9 protein-coding genes are annotated in these 12,195 nt (G+C 68.9%); 1 reads left to right on the top strand and 8 read right to left on the bottom strand.

The genetic code is table 11. From position 1 onward, the window contains the following. Window positions 1–110: 110 nt before the first annotated feature. The 4 genes from KV110_RS07550 to KV110_RS07535 all read right to left on the bottom strand — a co-directional run bounded on the left by KV110_RS07550 (window position 111) and on the right by KV110_RS07535 (window position 4,661). Window positions 111–1,088: an alpha/beta hydrolase gene (locus tag KV110_RS07550; protein ID WP_246634390.1), complete on the bottom strand. Its 978-nt coding sequence runs from the start codon at window positions 1,086–1,088 to the stop codon at window positions 111–113. Between the two features lie 364 nt (window positions 1,089–1,452). Then, entirely contained in the window at window positions 1,453–2,667 is a 1,215-nt protein-coding gene (locus tag KV110_RS07545; RefSeq protein WP_218474603.1) for a sugar ABC transporter permease, read from the bottom strand. Between the two features lie 177 nt (window positions 2,668–2,844). Continuing rightward, window positions 2,845–3,582 carry an ATP-binding cassette domain-containing protein gene (locus KV110_RS07540; protein WP_218474602.1) on the bottom strand — a complete coding sequence of 246 codons (738 nt, stop codon included), beginning with the start codon at window positions 3,580–3,582 and terminating at the stop codon, window positions 2,845–2,847. Continuing rightward, window positions 3,579–4,661 carry a sugar ABC transporter substrate-binding protein gene (locus tag KV110_RS07535; RefSeq protein WP_218474601.1) on the bottom strand — a complete coding sequence of 361 codons (1,083 nt, stop codon included), beginning with the start codon at window positions 4,659–4,661 and terminating at the stop codon, window positions 3,579–3,581. The genes KV110_RS07540 and KV110_RS07535 overlap by 4 nt, the downstream gene beginning before the upstream one ends. Window positions 4,662–4,764: 103 nt before the next feature. On the opposite strand from KV110_RS07535, the gene KV110_RS07530 reads away from it, so the two are divergent. Then, complete coding sequence (locus KV110_RS07530; protein ID WP_218474600.1) at window positions 4,765–5,940, top strand: ROK family transcriptional regulator; 1,176 nt, start codon at window positions 4,765–4,767, stop codon at window positions 5,938–5,940. A gap of 6 nt (window positions 5,941–5,946) precedes the next feature. On the opposite strand, the gene KV110_RS07525 is transcribed toward KV110_RS07530, so the two are convergent. The 4 genes from KV110_RS07525 to KV110_RS07510 are packed head-to-tail and all read right to left on the bottom strand — an operon-like array spanning window position 5,947 to window position 12,122. Beyond that, entirely contained in the window at window positions 5,947–6,486 is a 540-nt protein-coding gene (locus tag KV110_RS07525; RefSeq protein ID WP_218474599.1) for a hypothetical protein, read from the bottom strand. 49 nt (window positions 6,487–6,535) lie between these two features. After that, window positions 6,536–6,820, bottom strand: a complete 285-nt coding sequence (locus KV110_RS07520) for a hypothetical protein (protein ID WP_218474598.1) — start codon at window positions 6,818–6,820, stop codon at window positions 6,536–6,538. Between the two features lie 31 nt (window positions 6,821–6,851). Then, window positions 6,852–7,379 (bottom strand): hypothetical protein, encoded by a 528-nt coding sequence (locus tag KV110_RS07515; protein ID WP_218474597.1) that lies wholly within the window; start codon window positions 7,377–7,379, stop codon window positions 6,852–6,854. 45 nt (window positions 7,380–7,424) lie between these two features. After that, the gene (locus KV110_RS07510; RefSeq protein ID WP_218474596.1) at window positions 7,425–12,122 is read right to left on the bottom strand and encodes a hypothetical protein; all 4,698 of its coding nucleotides are present in this window, start codon (window positions 12,120–12,122) and stop codon (window positions 7,425–7,427) included. Window positions 12,123–12,195 lie beyond the last annotated feature (73 nt).

Here is a 12,195-nt window from a genome sequence, read left to right as displayed (position 1 = left end):
GCCACGTATGCGCATATCTGCATCTGTTTACCCACCTTAGCCGACCCTATGCCGACCGCAGCCTACTATCTGAATGACGTAGGTCACATGGTCGCGGTCGGCGGGGCGCGTCAGCTGTCGAGGCCGCGGGCGAGCACCGGCCAGGATGCGACGAACGCGTCCTGCCAGTAGCCCCAGGAGTGCGTCCCGGTGGGCGTGAAGTCGAAGGTGGCGGGGATCCCCAACTGGTTCAACCGGTTCTGCAGGTTCATCGAACACATCCGGATGCCAGCTTCGATCGCGCCGCCGACCACCAGCTGATCGGCCCACTGCGAGACGCCGGGCTTGATCTGGAACGGTCCGTCGAGGGTGTCGTGCGGGCCGGGCAGGCCGCTGCCGCTGGAGACGAACAGGTTCACGCCGCGCAGTTTGTCCGCGTGCACGAGTGGGTCGTTGGCCTGCCACAGCGGGTCGTCGAACGGGCCCCACATGTTGGCGATCGTCCCGCCCCCGCGCTCCACCGTCATCTGGACGAAAGACTGGCCGATCGGGTCGCTGGTCTGTGCGCAACCGCTGTAGGAGGCGACGCTGCGGTACAACTCCGGTTTAGCGATCGACAGCGCGAGCACCGAGGTACCCGCCATCGAGAGCCCGGCGATCGCATTCACCTTGGTGGTGCCCAGCGCCGCGTCGATCAGCGGCGGCAATTCCTCGGTGAGGTAGGTCCGCCACTTGTTCGGCCCGAGCACCGGATCGTCTTTGATCCAGTCCGTGTAATAACTGAACTGCCCACCGACCGGCTGGACCACGTTGATGTTCTTGTCCGACAGGAAGTCGAGGACGTTGGTGCGCAACTGCCAGCTGGCATCGTCCACGCCGCCGCCCGCGCCGTTCAGCAGGTACAGCGTCGGCCGTGGCTGCGCGGTGTCGGCAGGCCGCTGAATATCGACCGGGAAGGTCGCCCCCTCCATCGCCGTCGAGCGCACCCAGATCCGAATGTTGCGTCCGTCCGGCTCCTCCACCCGGGCGATCACCGAGCCGTCGGGCGCGGCGGGCGTATGCACCCACTCCGCAGTCGACGCCGTCGCCTGCGCCGGTGCCGCGGCCACGATGCCAGCACCTAGGCACAGCGAGGCCGCCAGCACTACTGCCCGAGCCCGAACCACCCACGTCGATCTGCGATCCACGAACACACTCCCAAAACCCCGACCCGCACGGCACAACTCCCAACGTGTCGGTCGTACGTCCAGGCCCGTTACCGAATCCCGGTGTTCACTCGACCACACCAGCCGCCGATCCGACGCCACCCCGTCGATGGTCCCGCGCAGGTATCGGCGTCGCGCACGTGGAATTGCCAGCTGGTTCAGGCGCAGCGGGCCAACTCGTGCGCGGCATCCCGACGGCCCGCCTGGACGCGGTACACACCCCTCCGCGCCCAGGCGCCCCTCCGTGGGCGATCGTGATCGCCCTGATTCAGCGCGCTCCCTCGGCGCCGCGCCGGGCCACCGAATCGATGGCGACGGAGACCGCGAGCACGGCGCCGGTGACCATGAAGCGCACCGAGGAGTCCACATTGAGCAGCAGCATGCCGTTCGTGATGGATTGGATGACAAGGATTCCCAGCAGCGCGGCGTAAGCGCGACCGCGGCCGCCGAACAGGCTGGTGCCGCCGATGACGGCGGCGGCGATGGCATTGAGCAGGATGTCGCTGCCACCGGAGCTCTGGTTGACCGCGACGAGGCGGGAGGCGGCCAGGATGCCGCCGATGGTGGCCAGCGCGGAGCAGCCGACGAAGGCGGCGATGCGGATCCCGGTGACATTGATGCCCGCCCGGCGGGCCGCCTCGGCATTGCCGCCGACGGCGTACATGCGGCGACCGAAGACCGTGCGGCGCAGGATCAGGTCCATGGCCAGCACGAGTCCGCCGAAGATCACCAGCGTCAACGGAACGCCGCGATCGGAATTCAGCACGAGCACGGTGGCGCCGAGCAGGACGGCGAGACCGCCCGAACGCAGCACGATCCAGACCGGTGCGGCGGCGTCGAGTCCGGCGTGCACGCGTTGATGCCGGGTGACCAGACTGGTGGCCAGGTGCCCGCCCGCGAGCAGCACCACCAGCAGCCAGCCGAGCGACGGCGCGAGCCAGGTGTCGCTGATGAGCGCGATGCCGCGGTCGAACGGCAGGTTGACGGTGCCTTCCTTGCCGAGCAGATACAGCATCAGTCCTTGCCAGCCGATCAACCCGGCCAGCGTCACGACGAACGACGGCATGCTCAGCATCGTCCGCATGAGCCCGTGCAGCATGCCGATCGCGGCGCCGACGGCGACGGCGGCGATCACCGCGAACACGACGTTCCAGCCGTGGCGCACGTACAGCAGCGTCATCACCACGGCCGTCAATCCGCTGACCGAACCCGCGGAGAGGTCGATCTCGCCGAGCAACAGCACCAAAACTATGCCCAGCGCGATGGTTCCGGTCGCGGCCATCTGCAAAGCGAGGTTGGTGAGATTCTCCGCGGACAGAAAATGGGCGTTGAGCCGGTAAAACACCGCAGCGATGATGACCAGCCCGATCGCAACCGGTACCGATCCCACCTCGCCGCGGCGTAGTCGGTCCATCGCGGCATCCACCAATCCGCGCTCCTGATTCCCCTGCCAGACAGATCTTTTCACAACAATGTCACTCATGGCAGTACCTCGCTAGCGCTCGGCACTGCCATGCGCGACGCACACTGTGACATGATTCGTTCGCTACGCTCTCTCATTGCAGCACCTCGCTAGCGCTCAGCACTGCCACGCGCGACGCACACTGTGACACGATTCGTTCGCTACGCTCTCTCACGACAGCACCTCGCCAGCGCTCGCTCATGCGGCCGCTCCGGTGATCGCTGCCACGATATCCTCTTGAGTCGCTTTGGCGGTCTCGAATTCGCCTGCGTTGCGGCCCAATCGCAGCACAACGACCCGATCGCTGACCGACCGCACATCGACCAGGTTGTGCGAAATCAACAGCACGCCGAGGCCGCGCTCGCGCAGGCGGCCGATCAACGCGAGGACCTGTGCGGTCTGTTCGACACCGAGTGCAGCGGTGGGCTCATCGAGGATCACCATTCTCGGCCGGCCGAGCAGCGCCCGCGCGATGGCGACCGACTGGCGCTGCCCACCTGACAACGCGGACACCGGCGCGCGCACATTCTTGATCTTCACGTCCAGCGAGGCGAGCATGTCCCGGGCGCTGCGCTCCATCTCGATCTCGTCGAGCACGCCGCAAATCCTTGTCTCCGAACCGAGATGCAGGTTGCCAACGACATCGAGGTTGTCGCACAACGCGAGATCCTGGAACACCGTCGTGATGCCGAGCGCCTGGGCGTCCTGCGGCCGGGTGATCCGCACGGTTTCGCCCGCGAAGACGATCTCGCCCTCGTCGGCCACGGTGACGCCCGAGATCGCCTTCACCAGTGTCGATTTGCCCGCACCGTTGTCACCGACCAGCGCGACCACCTCGCCCGCGTGCACCTGGAGATCCGCACCCGCCAGCGCCTGCACGGCACCATAGCGCTTGGTGAGCCCGCGGGCCGAGAGAACCGTTGTGCGAGCTGTCATTTGATCCCCGCGGCTTGGCAAGCCGCCGCGACGTCGGGCGTGCAGATATCGGCGACGGTGTACAGACCGTCCTTGACGATGGTGTCCTTGATGTTGTCCTTGCCGACCGCGATCGCGTCGAGCAGATACGACGGGATGTCGGTCGCGCCGTTGTTGGTCTTCGCCGGCGCCGTGGGTCGTTCGCCCTTGGTCAGGGCGACCGCGAGCTCGGCCGCGCGCTCCGCCTGCGCGCGGTAGTCGAGATAAATGGTCATGGTCTGCTCGCCGGTCAGAATCCGTTGCACGCCGGCGAGTTCCGCGTCCTGCCCGGTCAGTGGCGGCAGCGTCGCGTAACCGGCCCGCTTCAGCGCCGCGATCGCGCCACCGGCCATGCCGTCGTTGGCCGAGTACACGCCGACGATCGCGTCCTTGCCGAGCGCGGTGATGGCCTGCTCCATCTGCTGCTGCGCCTTGTCGGGAGACCAGTCCGGAGTGTCGAATTCGCGGCCGATCTTCACCTTTCCGTCCAGCGCCTCGTGCGCGCCCTTCTTGTAGTCGCCCGCACTGGGGTCGGTCGGCGATCCGTTGATCACCACGAGCTGTCCCTTGTCGGTGGTGCCGCGTTTGTTCAGCTCGGCGAGCAGGGCCTCGCCCTGCACCCTGCCGACCTTCACGTTGTCGAAGGACACGTAGTAGTCGTAGCCGATGCCGGAGATCAGCCGGTCGTAGGCGATCACCGGGATCTTCTTCTGTTGCGCCTTGTTCACTTGCGGCGCAACGGCATCGGCGTTTACCGCGTCGAACACGAAGACGTCGGCGCCCTGGGTGAGCGCGGATTCGAACTGGCCCTGCTGTTTCGCCGCGTCTTGATCGGCGTTGAAGTAGAGCACGTTGCAGTTGCCGCAGAGTTGCTTGACCTTCGCCTCGAAGAGCGGACGGTCGAAGGCTTCGTATCGGGTGGTCTTGGATTCCGGGAGCAGCAGCGCGATTGTCGGGTTGTCGCCACCCGAGTTCGCGTCTTTCGCGCTGTCGCCGGAGCTACAGCCTGCCGCCAGGACGAATGCGGCCGCCGCCGCGGTGAGGAGCTGAATTCGACGCATGAGGTCACCGTGCCGAGAGGAGAGCGAGAGCGCCCGGTTGAGCGTTGGTAAGAAAGGTAGTTTACTAACTTGGAGGTGTCCAGTGGAACGAGCAGGAGGATTGATGAGTAGGGTCGGCAATCCCCAGCTCCTTCGGACGATGAACGAGCGGCTGCTGCTCGACTACCTGCGGCTCAGCGGGCCCGCATCGCGCGGCGAGCTCGCCAAGGCCAGCGGTTTGTCGAAACCGACCGTGTCGGCGGCACTTTCGGGCCTGGAGCAAGCGGGTCTCGTGCAACTGGTCGGTTCGCTGAGCGGCCGACCAGGACCGACCACCGCGCTCTACGACGTGAATGTACGCGCCGGTGTGGTTGCGGGCGTCGATATCGGCCGGAACTGGATTCGCCTCGCAATCGCCGACCTGCGTGGCGAATTCATCGGCCGCCGCGACGTGCGCAACACCGCACGCTCCGCCGCCGATCTGGTGCGGCGGGTGCGCACACTGGCCGACGAGGTCGCGACCGAGGCCGGGATCGCTTGGTCGGCAGTGCATTACGTGGTCATCGGCAGTCCCGGGGTGCTCAACTCGCAGACCGGCCGCCTGGACTATGCGCAGAACCTGCCCGGCTGGGGCCGCGCCGGTCTCGTCGCACAGTTGCGCGCGGCACTGGAGGTCGAGTCGACCATCGAGAACGACATCAACCTTGCCGCACTCGGCGAGCTGACGCTCGGTGCGGGAGCGGGTGTTCGCAACTTCGTGCTCATCTCGATCGGCACCGGCGTCGGCATGGGCATCGTGATCAACGGCGAGCTCTACGTCGGCAATACCGGTGCGGCGGGCGAAGTCTCGTTCCTACCCGCCAGCGAGGTCGACGCTCCCCCGCTCGATGCCCGCGCGCGCGGCATGACCGAAACCGTCGCCGCGGCGGGTGGTGTCGCCCGTGCGGCCGCGCAGGCCGGGCTGCCGGCGGCGTCGGCGAAGGAGGTCTTCGCCGCAGCGGTCGCGGGTGACCCGAGGGCTCGGGCCGTCGTCGAATCGGAGGGCCGTCGGATCGGCGCGCTCATCACCGCGGTCGCCGCGATTCTCGATCCGGAGCTCGTCGTGCTCAGCGGCGGCATCGGGAACAATCTCGAGCTGCTCGGGGACGCGATCGCTCGGCGGATGGCCGAGCTGGGCCCGCTGCGGCCGCGCATCGTCGCGAGCACGCTCGGCGACGACGGGGTGCTCACCGGCGCCGTTTCCCGTGCCCTCGCCGTCGCCCGTGATCAGCTGTTCGAAAGGCGTTCGGCGGGCGCCTGATTCGCCTCAGCGTGCGCCGAGCGGTGGGCCGTACTGCGGGCCCTTCGCGTCGGCGAAGACGGCGGGACACGCGCGGCGCATGCGGTCCATGGAGGTGTTGAGGGCGGTCAGGGCCGCGGTGACCGAGTCGGCCACTGGTTGGGCCGGATGACCGTTGTCCAGGACGGTGACGAAGTCGGACAGCGAGGTGTGCAGCTGCCCGCCCGCGCTCGCGACGTCACGGTAGGCGCTGCCGATCAGGCGCGAGCCCATCCGATCGACCACCGGATCGATGGTCGTCGAGACCTGGCCGGACAGCCGCATGCCCTGGGTGACACGGGTTTTCACCTCGGCGAAGTCGCCCCGCGATGCTGCGGGGCCGAGCCCGTCTAGTTGCTCGGACAGCTGACGGAAGGTGTCGCGCAGTCCGGCGATGGCTTGGCCGCCGAGCGTGCAATCCGCGGTGTCCGCGTCGGCGACGCGGTTGCGGTCCGTGGCGGTGGAACCGCCGCTCGAACACGCGCTCAGCAGGGCGGCGGCGAGCAGGAACAGGACGGCAACCGACACGCCGAGGGAGGTCCTCCCTCGGCGGGCCGGCCGCCTGCGTCGGCGGGAGTTATCCGACATGGGTCAGCACCGTGAGGATCGCGTTCTGCACGGCGGGCACGAAGGCGAGCGTCATGACGATCGCCATGCCGAACCCGGTCTGCATGTGCCGGTGCCGATTCCACCACCCGATCGGGGCGATGCGGGACCGGGTGTTCCACTCGACACCGGTGTCGGCGGCGACCTCGTCGCTTTCGTAGTAGCCGAACGCTACGGGGGCCGATCGGACATCGAGCAGACCGCCCAGTGCGTCGGTAGCGAGGCCACCGGAGCCGATGTTTCGCGAATCGAACATGGTGCCAACCCCTTTCGTAGTCGTCGCCCTACTACATCTCGATGGTGCTGCTCCACGGCTGCATCAGCTCGTCGTAGACGGCCTTGGTGAATTCGCCTTGGCCGACCAAGTCGCTCAGCACCGCGGCGGTGACGGCCTGCCCGACCACGGTCACCGCGCCGATCGAGCCGAACGACTCGAGCAACCCGCTCAGATCACCGGTGGTGCCTGCCGCGGTCGGCGAGACGGCCTGCCCGGCGATCATGCCCGCGAGCTGGACATTGCGGGATCGTCCGAAAGCCTTGGCGGTCTCGGCCGCGATATTCACCGGGTGGGCCGCCACCGTTTGGGCATTCGCACCCATGCCGAGCCCGGCCAACAGCCCGCTGAGTCCGCCTTCGAGGCCCGTCCCGTTGGACAGCGCCGAAACCTTGTCCTGGATCAGCTTCTTCGACGCCGCGTTCAGCTTTTCCCGTTCGTCGGCGGTCAATTGGCCGGATCGTTCGATGATGCGGACTGCCTCCTGCCACTGCGGGCCGTAGAGGTATTCCAGATGCAGGGTTTCCGTTGTGTGCGTCATGATCTGATCTCCTTAGCTAGACGGCTTGGGACAGTGCAGAATTCGTCACAGCGAAACGCTGACCAGGCGGGCGGCGCGCTCGTGCGCCACCGCTTCGGCAGCCCCCTTTCCGGTGTAGGGCAGGTCGGCGAACGCGACCGGTTCGGCCGCGGGCGCCTTGCTCGGTAGCGGAGCGAGGAGCTGCTGCAGCGAGGCGGCCAGCTGCTCCAGGCTCGGATCGTCGGGAATGTCGTCGAGGAACTGCGTTCCGGTCGCCGCCGTCCCGCCGCCCGAATCACCCCGCGGTCCATTGCGGTCCAGTGCGGCCCGAATGGCGGAGATGATGCCGACCCGCGCCCCCGGCGTCAGCAGCACGGCAACCGCGACGGCAAGCGCCACCACGGTGGCCGCACCCAGCGCCGCCAACGGCAGACCGATCAGCCCGGCCAGGGCAACCAGCGGCGCGGCCAACAGACTCACCACACCAACCGCCGCCAACGGGATACCGACCACGGCCGCCAACGCACCGCCGATCAGCAACACCGGAAGCGCCAGCAGCGCAAGCGCACCGACGGCCGCCAACGGCACACCAACCAGCGCGGCCAAAGCCCCACCGACCAGCAACACCGGAAGCGCCAGCAACGCAATGGCACCGACCACGGCGAGCGGCACACCAACCAGCGCGGCCAAAGCACCACCGATCAGCAGGACCGGAAGCGCCAGCACCGCAAGCGCGCCCAGTGCCGCCAGCGGCACACCAACCAACGCGGCCAGCCCGGCCAGCGCGGCACCGATTGCCAAGACCGGAAGCGCCAGCAACGCAATGGCACCGACCACGGCGAGCGGCACACCAACCAGCGCGGCCAAAGCACCACCGATCAGCAGGACCGGAAGCGCCAGCACCGCAAGCGCGCCCAGTGCCGCCAGCGGCACACCAACCAACGCGGCCAGCCCGGCCAGCGCGGCACCGATTGCCAAGACCGGAAGCGCAAGCAGCGCAATCGCTCCGATCACAGCCAGCGGTACGCCGACCAACGCCGCCAGCGCGCCACCGATCGCCAGCACGGGAAGTGCGAGCAGTGCCAACGGGATACCGACCACCGCGGCCAACGCCGCACCGATCAGCAACACCGGAATCGCGAGCAAGGCAAGCGCTCCGACGGCGGCCAACGGCACTCCGACCAGTGCGGCCAGTCCGGCCAGTGCGCCACCGATCAGCAGCACCGGCAACGCGGCCAGTGCGCCGAGCACCGCCAGTGGCACGCCGACCGCCGCGGCCAGCGCTCCACCGATCAGCAGGACGGGTAGCGCGAGCAGCGTCAGCGCGCCCACCGCGGCCAAGGCCAGCAGCGGCAGGATGGCCAGCAACGCCACCGGCAAGCCGATCGCCAACGCCCCGAATACCGCCACCGCACCGGCCACCAGGAACGGCGACGCGAGCACGGCAAGGCCACCCAGCGCGGCGAGAGCCAGCAACGGCACCGCGACCAAGGCGAGCAGCGCGAGCACCGGAAGCGCCAGCACCGCGATCACCGGCACGGCCACCGCGGCCAGCGCACCGAGCGCGGCCAACCCGAGCACCGGCACCGCGACCGCGGCCAACACCGGAACCGCAACCAGCGCAAGCGCACCCAGCGCGGCCAGGCCCAGTACCGGCACCGCGAGCAGCGCCAAAACCGGCAGCGCGAGCAGCGCGAGCGCACCGACCCCGGCCAGGCCGACCAGTGGCGCGAGCACCAGCGCGAGCACGCCGAGAGCGGTGAAGTCGAGCAGGAAGCTGCCCGCGAACAGCGTCACCGCAAGAGCGCTGAGGATCCCCACCACTGCCACGCCGATGAGCGCGGCCAGTCCGGTCAATCCGAACAGACCGAACAGCTGGATGCCGACCGCGAGCGCCGCGACCGCCAGACCTGCCACCAGCACCGGCGACCACACTGCGAGCAGTGCCAGCGCGATGATCGGCGACAGAGCGGTGGAGACGACCACCGCGAACGGTCCGAACACCAGGAACGGCAGCGTCAGCACGGCGGCGAGTGCGAGTCCGACTATCGATACCGCGGCGGTTGCGATGACCGCTGCCACCGCCAGCACCGCGGCAATCAGATTGCCCGCCAGCAGGATCGCGCCGAGCCCGACGCCACCGACCGCGATCGTCGCGATCGCCAGCACCGCCATGATCGCGAAGGCGGCGGCCGCGAGCGGCACGGAGATCAACAGGAACGGCGGGAACACCGCCGACACGGCGACGAACACACCGAGGGCCATGACGCCGAAGACCATCCACGCGGCCACCAGCCCGAGTCCGAGCGCGGCGACGAACCCGCCGAGCATGGTGCTGACGATCGCCACCGCACCGATGGTGCCCAGCACGCTGAACAGCAACCCACCGAAGATCAATGGCAGCGCGAGCAGCGCCAGCGGCGGGTTGATCACGATCAGCGCGAACGCGGCGAGGGTGAGCATGACGAAGGACAGCGCCGAGATCGCCAGCCCACCCGCGAACACCGTTGCGACAGCGGCGAGGCCGAGTGCGAGCAGGCCGAGCACGATGGCGCCGCCGCCGAGCCAGGTGGCCACCACGAAGGCCGCCGCCACCACCCCGATGCCCGCGCCCGCGATGATCGCGAAGGCCAGATCGGCGATCAGGATCAGCGGAATCGCGTACGGCATGGTGATCATGAAGAGCAGGCTCGCCACCAGCGCGCCGGATGCCAGCCCGGCGATCGCCAGCAGGATCGTCCCGGTCAGCGCGAAGACCGAGAACGCGGCCAAGGCGAAACCGCCGAACAGGACCGTCAGCCCCAGCGCCGCCGGAATGGCGACCAGGCCGATGAAGAGCAGCGGCGCCAGCAGCGGGCCGAGAATCGGGACCGCGAAGACGAGCACGGCCGTGGCGATCAGCCCACCGACCACCGCGAGCGCCGTGCCAACCGCGCCGAGCGCGGCGAAGACGATGCCCGCCGCGGACAGCCCGGCCCAGACGAGGGCGGCGGCGACGAGGCGAATTGCGGTGGCCACCAAGGCCAGCGCGAGCAGCACGGTCACCGCGACCGGTGCCACCACCGCGAGCACGATGAACTCCGCGAGCGCGACCACGGCCAGGATCGCGCCACCGGCCAGGCCCACCGCGCCGAACGCCAGCACAGCGACTGCCGCGAGCGCGAGCAGGATCGGAAGGGCGATGAGCCCGAACGGAGTGAACAGCGACAGCAGTCCGACGCCGGCGATGAGCACGGCGGTGACCAGTCCGGCGACCCCGAGCACGCCGAAGAAGGCGACCGCCGTGGCGATGAGGCTCACGACGAGGAAGCCGAGCGCGCCGGTGAAGAGCAGCGGCGCAAGGACCAGTCCGAGGAACGGCACGAACACCGTGGCCAGCAGGGCCGCCGCGGTCAGCACGACGAACCCGACGATGCCGAGCGCCAGCCCACCGGCCAGTGCGGCCACGGCGAGGGCGAGGCCGCCGACGATCGCCACCGCGATCGCGGCGATGCCGCCGATCAGGATGATCGGCGCCAGCACCTGGAACGCGACGAACGCGACCGGAACGGCGATGAGCAGTACCGGAATAGCGATGACCGCGAGCACGAGTAGCACCGGAACCGCCAGCACCGCGAGGATCAGTCCGCCGATCACCAGCGCACCGATCACCAACGGAGCCAGCACGATCGCGCCGAGGATCACCGCGCCGAGGGTGAGGACAGCGGCCACCGCGATGCCGCCGGCGAACAGCAGGGGTACCGCGGCGAGCAGCGCGATCACCGGCACCGCCAGCAGCGGCAGCGCCGCGGGGTTCCTGGCGTCGGCAACCAAGCCGCGCACCGCGTCCCGTATCTCGGTGAATACCGCGCCGATCGCGGCCGCCGGGTTCGATGCCATGACGAGCAGCGGCGCAAGGAACGCGAGCACCGGCGCGAGGCCGGCCAGCTGGGGTGCGAACAGGCCGATCATCGGCGCGGCGATCGCGAGCAGGCCGGGCGGCAGCTGCTGTGCCGCCGGATCTTGTTGTCCCACAGTTGGTGTGAGGAGATCGCGCAGCCCCTGGACCGGATCCGGTCCGTCCTTGGGGAAGCCGAACAGCGTGCGAGCCTGGTCGATCAGGTCGTCGATGGCCGGGGTCGCGCTGTTGCGACGGGTGCCCGCCATTTCGGTGGCCTGCTGGACGAAGGCGAGCAGATCGTTGACCGGCCCACGCATCGGGCCCTCGGGAAAGGTCCGGTCCGCCCAGGTGGCCAGCTGGTCGAGCGGCATTCCCGCACCGGCGATCTGCGCGACGGTCGCGGCGAGATCGGCGACCGGCGCGGGAACCCGGCCCGCCACATCCGAAGCGACCGCGGCAGGAGTGCCAGGCGCGGCAGGGATGCCCGGCGCGGCCGGAGCGCCCGGTCCGGCGAACGGCGCTGGTCCCGGTGGCGGTGCCCCGCCCCCGCGATAGGCATCGATCGCCGAGTTCACCTGGTCGCCGAAGGGCGTTGCCGCGCCGACCGTGCCCGCGACACCGAGTGCGCTGTTCAGCGCGTCCTGCTGCGACGGGTCGAGCAGTTGTCCCGCCACGTCGCCCGCGCCCGACAAAACGCCGTTCAGGTCACCGGGAGGTGGCGGTAACTCGAAATCGGCGGCGGCGTTTCCGGCGCCGATCATGGCGGTCGCCATCGAGGCGAATGTCGCCGCGGCGTACATCCCGCGCCGGGACCGTTCGACACCCTTGCGATGACGTGCCGACGCTTTGGTTTCTCTCTGACGTTCCTTCGTGTCTACGCGCATGACTGGAGCCTCTCCGTGAACCCGTCCCGCGGGACGTGCTGGCTACGATGCGCCCTGGCCCTGTTGTCGTGCG

Source organism: Nocardia iowensis (assembly GCF_019222765.1).
Lineage (GTDB): Bacteria > Actinomycetota > Actinomycetes > Mycobacteriales > Mycobacteriaceae > Nocardia > Nocardia iowensis.
Note: the sequence above shows the minus strand (reverse complement) of the source record. Positions and strands in the feature narration are given on the sequence as shown.